Below are 15,413 nucleotides of genomic sequence, written 5' to 3' on the forward strand. Positions count from 1 at the left end.
GCGTCGCGGGGCCCCTAGTAGCCCGCACCGACGGTCCGGCTGTCGCCCCGGTGGCGTTCCGCGATGTCCGCGAGCGCGGTGAGGACCATCGGCGGGTGCTCGGCCAGGCGGTGCAGCAGGTGCAGCCACCAGTTCTCGCCGTAGGTGGCGTAGATCCGGCACGCGTAGCCGGCCTCGCGGTAGGAGCGCAGCAGGTCGGGGCGTACGCCGTGGAGCATTTCGATCTCCTCGACGCGGTCCAGCAGTCCGCTCTCCCTGGCGGCGGCCAGGACCGTGGGGTCCTGGGTGGCCAGGCTCAGGCGGGCGCCCCGGTCCAGAAGGCGCCCGGCGAGCCGCAGATACCGCTCGTCGAGTGCCGGGCCGCGCCCCAGCGCGATCTCGGTGGGCGCCGTGAAAGCGCCCTTGACCAGGCGGATCTTGCGCTCGTCCACCGGGATCGTGTCGATGTCGGCCTCGGTGCGGTGCAGGTAGGCCTGGACGGTGACGCCGAGATTGGGGTGCTCGGACGCGAGGTCGCGATAGGTGCCGAGCACCTCGTCCACGGCGGGCGCCCGCTCCATGCTGAGGACGACCTCACAGCCCCGGGCCGCCGCCGCCTCGGTGATCCGTGCGGTGTTCTTCCGGGAGAGTTCCCGGGAGAATGCGAGGCCCAGGTTGGAGAGGTCGAAGCCGAGCTGCTCCGGGACCGGCTCATGGGCGAGGACCGTCAGGTACTCGTCCACGACGCGCTCGATCTCGGCAGGGTCGGAGTTCTCCTCGCCCACGAACTCCACGGCGATCCGGTATGACTTGCCGCGCAGGATGCCGAGGTGGTCGAGGAACTCGTCCCGGCCCGCGGCGAGTACGTACCGGCGCGCGGCCGGCGACAGCACGTCCTGGAGGACCGAGCCGGGGGTGGTGAAAGCGGTGCGGCACCGCTCGTCGGCTGCCAGGATCCGCAGGCCCTGACCGGCCGCCTCGTGCAGGGCACGCTGGGACATTGCCGACTTCATGAGAGCACCTTGGCCTTTTCGTCGTCGCAGGAGAGCTGCTCGGTCCCTGACAGGACGAAGTCAGCGGGGTCGCCGGCCGTGCCCGACCCGGCGGCGAGCACCATCAGCTGGGCGAAGCTCGGCCCGGCCGCCGCCGGATCGCCGCCCAGGCGGCGCCATGTGCGGTACTTGGCGGCGTAGCTGATCACGGTTTCCTTGTCGCGCCGGTCGCGCGGCCGGGTGAAGGCGCCGGCCCACAGGCCGTCCCAGGCGGCGTAGCCGGGGTCGCCGAGCAGCACCTGGTGGGCGCGGCCGAGGTTCCAGAACGGGATGCCGGCGTTCATGTGGTGGACCAGGTGGTAGCGGTCGTTGTGACGGCTGATCAGGAAACGTTCCAGGAAGACGCCGTGGCGGTTGCGGGTCAGCAGGACCTGCTTGTTCTCGCTCTCGGGCATCGGGTAGTGCTCGGAGAGCTCGGCCAGCCAGCCGATGGCCACGTTGGTGGTGAACAGCGGTACGAACCAGAAGAGCAGCAGCTCCGGCAGGAACCCGAACCAGGCCGAGGCGCCGAAGATCGCGGACCACTGGGTCACGAAGACCAGCTGCTCCGTGCGCAGCGGCACCGGCACCGACACGGTGATCTGCGAGCTGTCGCAGAAGACCCGCTCGCGGGCGATGTAGCCGAGGTACTTGAGGGTGCGCAGACCCAGCGCGGAGGCGACCACTTCCTTGAGGAAGAAGTGCCGGTCGGAGCGCTCGGTGTCGTACAGGCCGCACTCGATGTGGAAGCTGTAGTCGGGGTCGTTCTGCGCGTCGCCCAGGTTGCGGTGGTGATTGCCGACGTGGGAGCTGCGGTAGGGCCCGTACAGATGCCACACCAGATAGCCGGAGAAGAGGGAGCCGCCTGCCAGGTTCAGGACCGTGTTCCTGGCCAGCACCTTGTGGCTGGACTCGTGCAGGAAGTGCGACAGGAACCGTTGTACGGAGCCGATGACGACCAGCGCCACCGGATAGAACCAGTAGGAGACCCCGACGCAGAGCGCCACGGACGCGGCGATGAGCGTGTACTCGAAGAGGATCGCGAGCGGGGCGTGGTGGTTGTCCAGGGTCCGGAGGTTCCTGAGCTCCCTGCGGATGCCAGGAGCCAGCCGGTCGAAGTTCAGTTGCTCGAGTGTGGACATGAGGGTGCCTCTGTTCGTTCAAGGAGCGTGGGACCGCGCGGGGCGCGGGAGCGCGCTCAGTGCGCGGGGGCGAAGCCGAGTGCCCGGCCGTAGAGCCGCAGTTCGGCCCGGAGCGAGTCGGCGATGGTGGCGGAGCGCCGGAAACCGTGCCCCTCACCTTCGAAGGTCAGATAGCGGTACGGGGCTGTGCCGGCTGTGCAGCCGTCGATTCGCTGGAGCAGCCGCTCCGCCTGGGCGGGCGGGCAGACGGTGTCGTCCAGTCCCTGCAGGAGGACGAAGGGGGCGCGGATGCGCTCCGCGCCGGCCAGCGGCGACTGCTTCTCGTACTGGTCAACGGCTTCCGGCCAGGGGCCGATCAGGGTGTCCAGGTACCGGGATTCGAAGTCGTGGGTCTCGTCGCGCCAGGTCACCGGGTCGAGCACCGGGTAGTAGATTCCGGCCGCCCGGTAGAGATCCGGTTCGGCGGCGATCGAGGCGGCGGCCGTCCAGCCGCCCGCACTGCCGCCGCGGATCGCGACGCGCCGCGGGTCCGCGAGCCCCTCGGCGATCAGGCCGCGGACCGCGGTGGCGCAGTCGACGACATCGGTCAGGCCCCAGCTCCGGCGCAGTCGTTCGCGGTACGCCCGGCCGTAGCCGGTGGAGCCGCCGTACTGGACGTCGAGGACGCCGATGCCCCGGCTCGTGAAGTAGCTGATCTCCTGGTTGAGGACCAGGTGCGTACGGCTGGTGGGGCCGCCGTGCACGAAGACCAGCCAGGGCGGCAGTTCGCCCTCGGGGCCGGTGATGCCGGGGTGGTACGGCGGGTACACATGGGCGTGGACCGGTTCCCCGCCGCTGCCGGCGTACGTGCGCCGGTACGGGGTGGTGGCGTAGGCGTCGAAGGAGGCCCCGGCCGGGGCCCGTACGACCTCGACACTGCCGTCGGCCGGGTCGGCCAGGACGACGGTGCGCCGCCGGCCGGGCGACGAGGAGACGGCGGCGACCCGGCGGCCGTCCGTCGCGGCGAAGTGCCATTCGGTGGCGGGGTCGTCGAAGTCCGTGAGCGTGCCGTCGGCGAGGATGCCGAGTCGGCGCTCGCCCACGCCGTGGATCACGGCGAGGCTGCCGTTCAGCAGCGGCAGGCACCAGCGCAGGCCGATCCGCCACAACGCCTCTCCGAACTCCTCGGGGCGGGGGCACAGATTGCGGACCCGGCCGCCCCGGTCGATCGCGTGGACGTTCCACCAGCCGTCCGGGTCGCTGACGGCGTACAGGCTGCCCGAGCCGTCGGTGGCCCAGTCGGCCTGGGTGACCGATTCGCCGTCGCCGCCCAGGAGCCTCGTCGCCTCGCCGAGCGTGCCGTCCGGACGGATGCCGGCGACCATCAGGTCGGTCGTGTCCCAGGGCATGTCCGGGTGGTCCCAGCCGAGCCACGCCACCCGGTCGCCGCCGGGCTCGATGCGCGGACCGGTCATGAAGTGGTGGGTGGCGGCCAGTTCGCGGACGCGGGACGGGTCGTCGGCCGCGTTGCCGTCCAGCGGCAGTGCCACGAGGTGGCGCTCGGCCGTGCGGGCGGTGTCGTCCGTCACCGTCTCGCGCAGGCACCACACCTCGTCGCCGCGCACCGCGAAGTCGGCGTACCGCAGTTCGCCCGCCCAGGCGCCGGCCGGGCTCAGCGGTACGGGCAGGGTGCCCGGCCGCCAGCGGTAGACCCGCTGGTCGGGGCCGTGACTGAAGACGAGGCCGTCCTCGGCGCGGTCGGAGAGGGCCAGCCAAGGGCGGCCGCCGTACTCGATGACCCGGGTACGTACGTCCCAGCCCGCAGGGAGCACCTCGCGGATGCCGTCGTCGGTGCGGCACATGAGTCCGCTGCGGCCCTCCTCCTCCGGGAGCACCTCGGTCCAGCACACGTGCTCGCCGAGGAAGCCGACCCATTCGAGCAGGACGTCGCCGCGCGCCGCGTCCTCGGCTCGCACGGGGGAGTCCCAACTGCCGTACGGGAGCTGCCGTTTGACGTCCGTCATGCCGGATCACCCGTCCCGTACGCGATCCGCGGGATCCCGGGGCTGCTGCTGTCCAGTTCGTACGCGGCGACTGCCGGGTCGTCGCTCACCCAGAAGTGGCCGTCCAGGTCCGACCAGTCGGACAGGCCCGCGAGCTGCGCGGCGTACGCGATGGCCCGCGGCGGCTCCAGGAAGCAGCCCAGCATCCGGGCGGCGCCCTGCTCGGTCGCGCCGGTGAGGGCGGTGAGTGCGGGCAGGAGACCGCCGAAGCGCATCAGCTTGACGTTGAGACCTCCGGCCGCGCGCACCGCGAACTCCGCGTCCGCCGAGGTGGCGACGCCCTCGTCGAGCAGGACTGCGGTGCCGGGCAGCGCGGCGCGGATCTCGGGCAGGAGCGCCGGATCGCGCACCGGGTCCTCCAGGACGGCCGGGGCGAGCCCCGTCACCAGGGAGCGCAGCCGCTCCCAGTCCTGCCGGTCCCAGCCGCGGTTGGCATCGAGGATCAGCGGCGCGTCGACACCGACGAGCGAGCGGAGCACCTGCTCGTCGTCCGGACCGCCCAGCTTGATCTTGAGCGGCCGGCCGTCGAGGGGGATCTCCTCGCCGATGGGCACGGTGTGCAGCAGCCGGACGCGGCCGGGCTCGGGGAGTCGGAGGAGCTGCCACACCGGTACGCCGGCCAGCCGGGCGGCGCGGTCCAGGAAGGCCATCTCCACCAGCATCCGGGCGGGCGCGCTGACGCCGTCCGCCGCGGCCTTCTCCAAACGGGCGCGGACGGGCGCCACGCGATCCGCACCGCGGTCGCACTCCCCGGCCAGGGCCCGGGCCAGCAGCTCCGCCTCGGCGGCGATGGCCGGGCCGTCCTGCCCGTACCCACTGTCGGCGGCGATCTCGCCCTCGCCGACGGTCACGCCGCCGGCCAGCAGGCGCAGCCGGAGGATGTCGACGGTCTCGATGGTCATGTGGGAGATCTGGAACGAGCTGGTGAGCGGCCGGGCTTCGAGGGTGAGTGACACCTCCGGTGCCGGCTCGGCCGGCTCGATCGTGAACCGGACCGAGTCCACGAGCCGGCGGGCCAGTTCGCGCGCCTCCGGCGGGGTGTCGGCGCCGACGACCACCGCACCGACCCGGTCGCCGCCGCTGCGGAAGCCGGAGACCACATCGCCTGGCGCGACGTGCAGTTCGGCGTGGAGCACGGACGGGTGCGAGCGGACCTCGTCCCATCCCTCGACTGCGGTCACCCGGCCGGCGGGCGGGGAGAAGTAGCGGGTGGCGGCGGCTCGGGTGGCGGCGGGCAGTTGGACAGGCCGGCCGAGTACGTCGTCGTAGACCGTCCCGTACAGCTCAAGGCCGGGGAGGGCGTGCGGGAGCATCCGGTGGATCCAGCCGCCGCCGATGCGGGCATGCACCTCGCCGAGCACGATCCCGTCGGCCGTCAGCCACAGTTCCACGTGGAAGAGGCCGAAGCGCAGCTCCAGGGCGGTGAGCGCCGCGATGACGGTTTCCTCGATCTCGCGGCGGGTGTCCTCCGGGAGGTCGGCGGGCAGCACGTGCCCGATCTCGACGAAGTACGGGGGCGCCAGCTTCTCCTTGGCCGTGACGGCGAGGACGCGTGGGGTGCCGCCGACGAAGACGCCCTCGACGCTGAACTCCGCGCCCTCGACGAACTCCTCGACCAGGAACGGGGCTTCGCGATCCGGCAGCTGTGCCAGCGCGGCCGGCAGGTCGTCGGCGCCGGTCACCTTGCGTACCCCCGCGCTGTCCGCGCCGTCGCGCGGCTTGACGACCCACGGGCCGGCCGAACCGGCGAGGAAGGCGCGCGCCTCGGCCTCGTCCGCGCACAACCGGACGGCGGGCTGGCGGAATCCGGCAGCGGCCAGCGCCGCCCGGCAGGCGTCCTTGGTACGGATGCGGCGTACGGCGGCGGGCGGATTGCCCGGCAGCGCGAGGGCCTGTGCGGTCTCGGCGACCGCCTCCTGCGCCATCTCCCGTACGCCGAAGACGACGGCCGGGCGCTCACCGGTCGCGGCGCGGGCCGCCGCCCAGTCGGCGGTGTCACCGGGGCGGGTGAAGTCGACGGCGCTCGCGCCGCCGGCCGCGGCCGTGACCGCGGGGGTGGCGGCGAGTGTGTCGCCGAGGTTGGTCACATGGGTGCGCAGTCCGCGGGCTCGGGCCTGCTCCAGTGCCTGTACGGCCACGTCGACGCTGAGCGTCATCGCGCCGCCGCCGCCGATCAACAGCAGTTCGGGGGAGTGGGAGTGGGAGTGGGGTGCGGTGTTCACGCGGCGGCCCGCCCCGAGTCGTCGCGCAGGCGGTAGACGCGGTCCTTGAGCTGCTGGATGCGCGCGTAGTCCTGCTCCAGGACCTCGGCCGACGTGTGCGAGAGGTGCGCCGCGAGGGTGGCGGTGTAGAGGTCGACGGTCGGGCGCATCCGGCTGCCGGGAGCCAGTTTGGGGACGAGCTTGTGGACGGACGGGAGCGACTCGATCTCCGCGATCACGTCCTGGTCGAGGCTCTCGACGACGCCGTCGGCCTCGGTGGCGGTGAAGACCATGCTCGCGTGGGTCAGCTTGCGGTAGGTACGGCCGGCGTACCGGTCGAGGAACTCCTGCGGCCTGGCGTACGCGAGGGCCGTGATGTCGGCCTGGTTCCCGCCGAGGCAGATGTCGTGGAAGTCGGGCAGCGTTCCGCCGCTGAGCCGGGCGCCGATCTCGACGAGGGCGGGGCCCTGCGGGGTGACGATGACCTCGGCGTGGGTGGGGCCGTACTGGATGCCGAGGGCGTCGAGCACCTCGTGCATGTACGCGATCATCTCGGGCGCGGGGCTCGCGTCCGGCGGGGTGATCGAGTCGTGGTCGTACAACTGGTGGGTGCCCTCACGGCGCTTGTGGTACTGCCAGACGCCGCAGATGTGGCGCTGCCCGGCGTACGAGACGACGTCGATCATGTACTCCTCGCCCTGGAGGAAGGACTGGATCAGGACCTCGTCATTGCGCTCGTGGAAGATGTTGACGGTGCCGAGCACGGCCTCGGCGGCCTTGCGGACCTCTTCGGCACTGCCGCAGATGGCCACGCCTTCGGTCGCGGCGGAGGAGAGCGGCTTGACGACCACGGGGTACTGGCCGCGCTGCTCGGCCCAGGCGACGAGCGCCTCGGCGCTGTCGCTCTTGAACTGGTCGGCGCAGCGGACGCCTGCTCGGCGCAGGGTCTCGATCATCTCGTACTTGTCGCGACGGGCGGAGGAAAGGGCCGTGCCGTTGCCCGGCAGGCCGAGCAGCTCGGACAGTTCGTCGGCAAGCGGTACGCCCGGTTCCTGTCCGGCCACCACGCAGACCGGGCTGAACTCCGCGAGGCGCGCGGCGGTTTCGGCCGGGGTGCCGTACGGGATCGTTGCCCGGTATGCGGTGAGATCGGGCAGCCTCATGGAGGTCATAAGCTCGGGCGTGCTCTGGACGTGCACCACGTCGACTCCGAGTTTGGCAAATGCTGGAGGCAAGTGATTGCCCGTCGTGTAGGCATCCACCAGTACTGCCACCGGAGGTACTTCCGCGCTCCTCATGTACTCCACCTTGCGATCAGGGAACAGCCCGCAGCCGTGTCGGCGGTGCCGTTTTCCAGGGATTGGCAAGAGGTTGCCACATGCATTGCCTCGATGGCAATATGGTCCGCGCATCGTCCATAGATCTGGTCAACACAGGTCAACACAGAGGGGATCGGCCTTGACCGTCGAAGCACCCACCGCACCGCCCCGCTCGGGCCTGGGGCGCGGGACCGCACTGACCCTCGCTGTCGCGGGCGCCCTCACGGTCGCCAACATCTACTTCCCGCAGCCACTGCTGGACGCCATCGCCTCGGGGCTGGGGGTCTCGGGTTCGGCGGCCGGCCTGGTCGCTACCGCCGCGCAGATCGGGTACGCGCTCGGCATCAGCCTGGTGGTCCCCCTCGCGGACGTCGCACGACTGCGCCGCCTGACCACCGCGCTGCTGCTGCTGACGACGGCCGGGCTGCTGGTCGCGGCGGCGGCTCCCAACCTCGTCACGCTCACGCTCGCCACGGTCGCCCTGTCGACCACCACGGTGATCCCGCAGGTACTCATGCCGACGGCCGCCTCGATGGCCGGGCCGGCCCACAGCGGCCGCGCCGTGGGGATGATCGGGATCGGCCTCACCCTCGGGTCGACGCTCTCGCGCACGCTCTCCGGCGCGGTCGTCGAACTCAGCGGCGACTGGCGCACCGCCTACCTGGTCTCGGCCGCGCTCACGGGCGCCCTCGTCCTCGTCCTGCCGCGGCTGCTGCCCGAGCACGGCGCGGGGGACCGGACCGTCCCGTACCGGAAGCTGATCGGGTCACTGCCGAAGCTGCTGCTCGCCCATGCCGAGTTGCGGCTCTCGGCCTTCCTGGGTGCGACGGTCTTCGCCGCCTTCAGCGCCTTCTGGGCGACGCTCGCCTTCCACCTCGCCGGGCCGGCCTTCGGCAAGGGGGTCGCCTGGGCGGGGCTGTTCGGGCTGTTCAGTCTGCCGGCTGCGCTGCTGTCGTACTCGGCGGGCAGGCTGAGCGACCAGCGTGGCCCCTTGTACGTCAACACGCTCGCCCTGGCGTGCGTCAGCGCCGCGTTCCTGCTCCTGGGCACCTTGGGCGGCGGCTCGATGGCCGCGCTCGTCATCGGCTCCAACCTGCTGGTGTACGGCGGAAGCTGCTGGCAGATCGCCAATCAGGTGCGGATCTTCCGGCTGGACGAGCGGATCCGCGCCCGGCTCAACACCCTCTTCATGCTGGCCAGCTTCGCGGGCGGCGCAGTGGGGTCACTGACCGGCACCGCGCTCTACGGGACGTACGGCTGGAGCGGCATGATCCTGGGCTGCGGTGGCTTCCTGGTCCTGGCGGCCGGTGGACTGGTGCGCGGCCGCCGCATCGGCTGAACCCCGGCCCACTGTCCCCCGGGCGACACTCGCCCGACGGAGCCTCCCCCGCCCGACGACGTCAGGCGGGGGAGGCTCCGCGCGCGTCCGTGAGGGTCTCGGCGAGCAGGCGCCAGATGTCGGCGGCCAGGTCGATGTTCGACGCGGCCTGTGCCTCCTCGGCGAGTGCCCGCATCCTGCGCAGCCCCTCGTGTTCTTCGCCCTCGATGATCAGCAGGCGGCTGTCCAGGACGTCCAGGCGCACCCGGTTGCGGTACGTCATGTGCGGATCGGCGCCGCGTACCCGGTCGAGCAGCGCGCGGGCATCGGCGAAGCGGCTCCCCTGGAAGGCGATGTCGGCCTTGAGGGAAATCACCTCCTGGTCCAGCGCGGGAATGCCGACAAAGGCGAGGCTCGTCTCGGCCTGCTCGACGTACTGCTCCGCGATGTCCAGCTCCGGCGGGGTCTTCTGGAGGTGCAACCGGGCCGCCGCCACCCGCAGGCGCGTCCACAGCGCCAGGTTCTCCGAGCTGGTGAAGCCGTCCAGCGCCTGCTCCAGCAGCTCCTGGGCGGCCACGAGGTCGCCCTGGCGCACCCGGACGGCGGCAGCCGTCCACCGCGCCTCGGCCCACAGGGAGTCCGACCGGTTGTCGGTCAGGGCGGTCAGCTCGTCCGCGTGCGCCCGCGCCTCGGAGAGCCGGCCCGCCTCGGCCTCGGCCGAGACCAGGGCCAGCAGGCTGGCCGCCATGTCCTGTACGGGCAGCTCGTTGTCACGGGCCAGCTGATGGGCGGTGGTGGCCGCATCGACGGCGAGGGTGATCTCACCGCAGGCGCGCAGGCAGCGCGCCAGCTGGGTGAACCCGCGGGAGCGCAGGGCGGGCAGGCCGAGTTCGTCGCCGAGCCTGACGAGCTCTTCGAGGAACTCCCGCTCCTTGGCGTGCTCGTTGTGCCGGCGGCGCCACTGCGCGACGAGCCACAGGGCCTGCCAGCGCAGCAGAGGGTCCTGGCCGGCGCCCACGGACAGTGCGCGCTCCAGCGCCTCGACGGTCTCGTCGGAGTTGGTCGACGTGGCGTTGGCAAGTGCTTGCGCCAGCGAATCGGTGACGCCGGGTTCCTCGAAGGCCGAGGCCTTGACGCCCAGTTGCGCGGTCAGGTGTTCCACGGCGCGGGCGGTGGGCTGCCGGGCGCCGGACTCCAGCCGTGACAGATAGCCGGTGGACATGCCGTCACCGGCGAGCGCGGCTTGTGACAGGCCCCGCTCGCTCCGCAGCTGCTTGAGCCGACGCCCGAAGGAAGGCTGTTCCAGCAAGAGATCAACCCCAGAGGTCGTACAGGCGGTGGAGGGAGGGGGCGGGCTTCTCACGGCCCCCAATACAGGGCGCACGTTGCCGTTGTCGAAGCAAAGGCTAGCCGGGCACCGGACGCTCGGGCAAATTCTTGCCCAGTACTTGAGACCGATTGGCGGGGATCGTGCGGTCCGCAGCTGAACCAGGATTGCCAATTTCTTGGCAACCACTTGCCAAGATCCGTGCGGCTGATCTAGCTTTCTGGGCAACGCGGCAGCCACCGATGCTCCGCGACCTCGTGATTCATATCTGCCAAGGAGTCTTTGTGCGGTCCTTCCTGCGTGCCACTCGCATCCGTATCTCGGCCGGCGCGTTCGCCTTCGTAGCGCTTTTCGCGGTTGTAGCCGGTCCCGCGGGTGACATCGGCTGGCCGGTTCCGATCGCCAAGTCCGTCGTCGCGGGCGACATCGGCTGGCCCGCCCCTCCGGCCGCCTAAGGCCCTGTCCTGACGGACCGGTTCCCGCCGACCGCTCCTCGTACATCGCACACCGCACAGAGAGTGATGGACTCGATGGCTTCCGACTCGACCCCGGCCCGCCCGGTCAAGACCGCTGTGATCGTGGACGGGTACTCGACCGGCACCTTCCTGCCCCCGGCCTTCGCCCGGCTCGGCATCGACCTGGTGCATGTCCACAGCACCGCCGACCCCATGTCGACCATGCTCCAGCCGGACCTCGGCGCCTACCGGGAGAACTTCCACTGCCCGGACGACGCCGCCTTCGAGCGGACCGTCGAGGCACTCACCGCGCTCGGTCCTGTGGCCGTACTGGCGGGCCAGGAGCCCGGTGTCCCGCTCGCCGACGCGCTCAGCGAGCGCCTGGGGCTGGCCACCAACGGCACGGCGCTCTCCAGTGCCCGCCGCGACAAGTACGAGATGATCGAGGCCCTGCGCCGCGCCGGAGTGCGCTGCGCGGACCAGTACAAGAGCACCAGCCCGCAGGCCCTCGCCGACTGGGCCGAGCGGGCGGGCTCGTACCCCGTCGTCGTCAAGCCGCTGAGCTCGGCCTCGACCGACCACGTGTACCGCTGCCACAGCTCCGCCGAAGTCCTGGCGGCGGCCCGCGCGGTGCTCGGCTCCACGGACATCTTCGACCGGCCCAACACCGAGGCGCTCGTCCAGTCGTTCCTGGAGGGCACCGAGTACATCGTCGACACCGTCAGCGTCGACGGCGACCGGTACGTGTGCGGAGTCTGGGAGTACGAGAAGGAGATCTTGCCGGGCGGCAAGAACATCTACGACCTCGATGTCCTGCTCGACCCGGACACCGAGCCCGTACCCGAGCTGATCGCCTACGTCGACACCGTGCTGAAGGCACTCGGCATCGAGCACGGTCCCGCCCACGCCGAGGTCATCATGACCCCGCAGGGCCCGGCCCTCGTCGAGATCGGTGCCCGCCTCAACGGCAACATGAACCCGGGCTTCCACGACATCTGCCTGGGCGCCAACCAGGCCGACCTCACCGCCCTCGCCTACGCCCGCCCCCAGGAGTTCACGGACCGGTACGCCGGCCGCGTCTACGCCCCGCGCGCGGCGGCGGCCGTACACAGCACCCGTACGGAACTCGACGGCGTCGTGGAAGCCGTGAACCAGGACGTCGTCGACCGCATCGCGGCCCTGCCCAGCGTGCACCTGGTCGGCGTCAAGCTCGCGCCCGGCAAGCGGATAAGCCCCACGGCCGACCTGCTCACCAGCCCGCTGCGGATCTTCCTGACGGCACCCGACCCGGCCACGATCCGCGCGGACCGCGACACCATCCAGACCCTGAAGGACGACGTCTACGAGGTGGCCGGGGAAGACCGCCGCCCCAGCGTGCTCCTGCTCGGCACCGACAAGTACGTCATGCAGGCCTGCGTACGCAACGGCATCGACGCCGTCGTCGTCTGGGGCGCCGCAGGGTACGACCACGGACTCGCCGAAGTCCCCCAGGAGTTGAAGGTCCTGCTGGTCGAAGACCAGAAGAACCCCGAAACCATCCTCATGGCCCTGCACCGGGCCGGACTCGGCAACCACCGCTTCGACGCCGTCCACACCTCCGACGAGTGGGGGCTGGTGACCGCCGGCGTCCTCGCCTCCTACCTCGGCTGCCGCGCCATCGACCCGGTGACCGCCGTCTACTTCCGGGACAAGTCGCTCCAGAAGCGGAAGGTCGCCGAGGCCGGGATCCCCACCGCCCGCGTCACCGTCATCGACGACGTCCACGACGTCTCCGATGTCACCTGGGAGTACGAGAAGGCGGTGCTCAAGCCGGTCGCGGGCGCCGCGACCGCACGTACCGCCGTCGTCGACAGCCTGGAGGGCCTGCGCGCCCTGAGCCGCCGCTACCGGGCGGACCGCACCGCACAGCGCACCTTCGTCCTGGAGGAGTACATCGGCGGCGAGGAGTGGATCGCCGACGGCTTTCTCCACGACGGCGAACTGCGCTTCCTGGCCGTCGGCCGCTACGGCGCCCCCTGCCTGACCATGATCGACCAGCAGACCCCGCTGTGGATGAGGCACTTCGACCCCAAGGACGAGACCTGGGCGTACGACCGTGCGGAACCGGTGATACGTCGCTCGCTGGAGGCCCTCGGCCTGCGTGACGGCGTCTTCCACATGGAACTCTTCCACGACCCCGAGACCGGCCGGCTCACCTTCAGCGAGTGCGCGGCCCGCCGCGGCGGAGCCCTCATCCACGAGCAGATCCAGGCGAAGTTCGGCATCCATCTGGGCGAGGCGGCGCTGCTGAGCGTCCTCGGCCGGGAGCCGAGCGCGGACGTCGAACACCGCCCGGAGATCTTCGGTACCAGCTACCTCAAGGGCCGGGCCGGGACACTCCTCACCTGCCCCTCCCCGGCCGAGCTGCGCACTCTGCCGGGCGTCGAGTTCGCCCGGGTGGAGTTCCCGGCGGGCGGCACCTTCCTCGGCGACATCGACAACACCAACCACCGGATGGGACAGGTACTGGTGTCGGCGGCGAGCGAGGAGGAGCTCGAAACACGCTTCGCCGACGTACGGGCCTGGTTCGACGAGCGCCTCGTGGTGGCTCCGCAAGGTGTCACCGGCCGCGAACTGCGCGCCTGGGGCCGCGAGCAGCGTCCCGACGCGGACTTCCGGGACACGCTGTGGCAGTGACCACGAGCCCGGAGGCCGGCACCTCCGCCGGTCCACAGGGACCGCTCGCGCGGCTGCTGCCCGAGCGCGGCCCCCGACGCACCCTGGCCGGGGCGACGTTCGTGAACGCCTTCGGCAGCGGGATGTTCATGTCCTCCAGCGCCCTGTACTTCACCAGGGTCGTCCACCTCCCCATGTCCCAGGTGGCGTTCGGACTGTTCGCCGGGGCGATGGTCGGCCTGGTGGCCGGCATCCTCGGCGGCCGTATCGCCGACCGCTGGGGAGCCCGGGAGACCCAGATCGCGGTGATGCTCTCGGGCACGGTCTTCATGGGCTGTTTCCTGCTGGTCGACGCCTTCTGGTCGTTCGTCCTGATCTCGGTCCTCACGGGTGTGGTCTTCGCGGCCGACAAGTCCAGCCGTGCCCCCCTGGTACGAGCCTTCGGCGGGGACGACCCGGCCCGGTTCCGCGCCTACCTGCGGGCCGCCACCAACCTGGGCATCTCGCTCGGCGCGCTGGTCGCCGGCGTGGCCATCCAGCTCGACACGGCACCCGCCTATCTGAGCCTGGTCGGCGGCCGCGCCCTGGCCTTCGCGGGCTGTGCCCTGGCCCTGCTGTGGCTGCCCCGGCCGGTGCCGGTCCCCGTACCACCGCTCAGCGGCCGCTGGGACGCTCTGCGGGACCGGCCCTACCTCGCGGCCACCGTCCTCAACTGCCTGATGTCGCTGCACTTCGCGGTGCCGACGTTTCTCCTGCCGCTGTGGATCGTGGAGCACACCGAGGCGCCCCGCTGGCTCGTCTCCGGTGTTCTGGTACTCAACACCGTCCTCGTCATCACCCTCCAGGTGGCGGTCAGCAAGAACGTCTCCGACCCCGACTCGGCAGGCAGCCGGATGCGCTGGGCGGGACTGGCGATCTGCGCCGGGCTGGTGCTGATGATGGCAGCCGGCAGCGTGCCCGCCTGGGCCGCCGCCGGGCTCCTCCTGGCGGCCACGGCCGTCTACACGCTCGGCGAGCTGTGGCACGCGGCGTCCGCCATGGAGTACTCCTTCGGGCTCGCCGCCCCGCACGCCCAGGGCCAGTACTCCGGGGTCTTCGGCCTCGGCGGCGGCCTCGCCGAGGCGCTCGCGCCCGCCGTGCTGGGCACCCTCGCGTTCGGACTCGGGCGCCCCGGCTGGTTCCTGCTCGGCGGGCTGTTCCTCCTCGTCGGCTTCGCGAGCCGCCCGCTCGTCTCCTGGGCCGTCCGTACGTCGCCGCAGGTCCGGGCGTACGAAGTCCCTTCCCCGTAACCGCTCTTCTCCCCGTAACCCCAACACGCACACCGTCCGGGCGACCGCCCGGAGAGAACGGAGATCACCATGGCCACGCCCACCCTCAGCACGATCGACACCGAGCTGGTCGAGATCGTCGCCGGGCTCCAGCTCGACCACGACAAGATCGTCGAGGCGTACCACCAGTACATCGAGCGCGTCCCCGCCGCGGCGTCCGGCAAGCCGGAGGACCGCCTGCGCCGCCTCGGCCTGACCCACCGCGCCGGTGCCGAGGACCAGTGGCGCGACGCCGGAAACGGGCAGTTCAACCAGGAGACCGGCGAGAAGAACTTCGAGGAGAACGAGTTCGCGTTCTTCAACGAGGCGCTCAAGGACACCTACTTCTACGAGCTCTACAAGCAACTGCCGTTCCGTCCCGGCCGCATGCGTCTCGTCACCCTGCACCCGGGCGAGATCTACCACATGCACACCGACCACTCGCGCGTCGCGCACGTGGCGATCCAGACCAACGAGGACAGCCGCCTGCTCTTCCGCAGCGGCCACACCTACCACGTGCCCACCGACGGCCGGGTCCACATCCTCAACACCCTCCGCCACCACTCCGCCTACAACGCCGGCGGCACGGACCGCATCCACCTCACCATGACGCTGACCGACTGAGCAGTAACACCGC

11 protein-coding genes are annotated in these 15,413 nt (G+C 71.3%); 5 read left to right on the top strand and 6 right to left on the bottom strand.

The genetic code is table 11. The features are described 5' to 3' along the window. Positions 1 to 14: 14 nt before the first annotated feature. From J7I98_RS22260 to J7I98_RS22280, 5 genes are read right to left on the bottom strand one after another with little or no spacing between them, the layout of a single operon-like run. Complete coding sequence (locus J7I98_RS22260) at positions 15 to 992, bottom strand: proline dehydrogenase family protein (protein ID WP_214923472.1); 978 nt, start codon at positions 990 to 992, stop codon at positions 15 to 17. After that, on the bottom strand, positions 989 to 2,152 hold the full coding sequence (locus tag J7I98_RS22265; protein WP_214923475.1) for a fatty acid desaturase family protein: 1,164 nt from the start codon (positions 2,150 to 2,152) through the stop codon (positions 989 to 991). The genes J7I98_RS22260 and J7I98_RS22265 overlap by 4 nt, the downstream gene beginning before the upstream one ends. A 56-nt stretch (positions 2,153 to 2,208) precedes the next feature. Further along, positions 2,209 to 4,155: a prolyl oligopeptidase family serine peptidase gene (locus tag J7I98_RS22270; protein WP_214923485.1), complete on the bottom strand. Its 1,947-nt coding sequence runs from the start codon at positions 4,153 to 4,155 to the stop codon at positions 2,209 to 2,211. Beyond that, positions 4,152 to 6,416 carry an ATP-grasp domain-containing protein gene (locus J7I98_RS22275; protein WP_214923500.1) on the bottom strand — a complete coding sequence of 755 codons (2,265 nt, stop codon included), beginning with the start codon at positions 6,414 to 6,416 and terminating at the stop codon, positions 4,152 to 4,154. The genes J7I98_RS22270 and J7I98_RS22275 overlap by 4 nt, the downstream gene beginning before the upstream one ends. After that, a complete protein-coding gene (locus J7I98_RS22280) occupies positions 6,413 to 7,693 on the bottom strand; it encodes an ATP-grasp domain-containing protein (RefSeq protein ID WP_214923504.1) in 1,281 nt (426 codons plus the stop codon). The genes J7I98_RS22275 and J7I98_RS22280 overlap by 4 nt, the downstream gene beginning before the upstream one ends. A gap of 160 nt (positions 7,694 to 7,853) precedes the next feature. Here J7I98_RS22280 and J7I98_RS22285 point away from each other — a divergent pair, with 160 nt between their 5' ends. Further along, positions 7,854 to 9,053, top strand: coding sequence for an MFS transporter (locus J7I98_RS22285; RefSeq protein ID WP_251021013.1), 1,200 nt, complete (start codon positions 7,854 to 7,856; stop codon positions 9,051 to 9,053). Positions 9,054 to 9,114: 61 nt separating this feature from the next. Here the strand turns inward: J7I98_RS22285 and J7I98_RS22290 are convergent, their stop codons facing one another. Further along, entirely contained in the window at positions 9,115 to 10,341 is a 1,227-nt protein-coding gene (locus J7I98_RS22290) for a helix-turn-helix domain-containing protein (protein ID WP_214923520.1), read from the bottom strand. A 302-nt stretch (positions 10,342 to 10,643) separates the two neighbouring features. On the opposite strand from J7I98_RS22290, the gene J7I98_RS22295 reads away from it, so the two are divergent. The 4 genes from J7I98_RS22295 to J7I98_RS22310 all read left to right on the top strand — a co-directional run bounded on the left by J7I98_RS22295 (position 10,644) and on the right by J7I98_RS22310 (position 15,400). After that, positions 10,644 to 10,814, top strand: a complete 171-nt coding sequence (locus J7I98_RS22295) for a hypothetical protein (RefSeq protein ID WP_214923533.1) — start codon at positions 10,644 to 10,646, stop codon at positions 10,812 to 10,814. Between the two features lie 75 nt (positions 10,815 to 10,889). Beyond that, positions 10,890 to 13,490: an ATP-grasp domain-containing protein gene (locus J7I98_RS22300; RefSeq protein ID WP_251021014.1), complete on the top strand. Its 2,601-nt coding sequence runs from the start codon at positions 10,890 to 10,892 to the stop codon at positions 13,488 to 13,490. Continuing rightward, on the top strand, positions 13,487 to 14,758 hold the full coding sequence (locus J7I98_RS22305) for an MFS transporter (protein WP_214923539.1): 1,272 nt from the start codon (positions 13,487 to 13,489) through the stop codon (positions 14,756 to 14,758). Before J7I98_RS22300 ends, J7I98_RS22305 begins: the two co-directional genes overlap by 4 nt. A gap of 69 nt (positions 14,759 to 14,827) precedes the next feature. After that, complete coding sequence (locus J7I98_RS22310; protein WP_214923542.1) at positions 14,828 to 15,400, top strand: aspartyl/asparaginyl beta-hydroxylase domain-containing protein; 573 nt, start codon at positions 14,828 to 14,830, stop codon at positions 15,398 to 15,400. The last annotated feature ends 13 nt before the right edge of the window (positions 15,401 to 15,413 follow it).

It is taken from the genome of Streptomyces sp. ISL-98, from assembly GCF_018614055.1.
Lineage (GTDB): Bacteria > Actinomycetota > Actinomycetes > Streptomycetales > Streptomycetaceae > Streptomyces > Streptomyces spiramyceticus.

Coding starts and splice junctions, on each gene's coding strand:
- J7I98_RS22260 (WP_214923472.1), bottom strand. CDS start 992: ATGAAGTCGGCAATGTCCCAGCGTGCCCTGCACGAGGCGGCCGGTCAG.
- J7I98_RS22265 (WP_214923475.1), bottom strand. CDS start 2,152: ATGTCCACACTCGAGCAACTGAACTTCGACCGGCTGGCTCCTGGCATC.
- J7I98_RS22270 (WP_214923485.1), bottom strand. CDS start 4,155: ATGACGGACGTCAAACGGCAGCTCCCGTACGGCAGTTGGGACTCCCCC.
- J7I98_RS22280 (WP_214923504.1), bottom strand. CDS start 7,693: ATGAGGAGCGCGGAAGTACCTCCGGTGGCAGTACTGGTGGATGCCTAC.
- J7I98_RS22300 (WP_251021014.1), top strand. CDS start 10,890: ATGGCTTCCGACTCGACCCCGGCCCGCCCGGTCAAGACCGCTGTGATC.
- J7I98_RS22310 (WP_214923542.1), top strand. CDS start 14,828: ATGGCCACGCCCACCCTCAGCACGATCGACACCGAGCTGGTCGAGATC.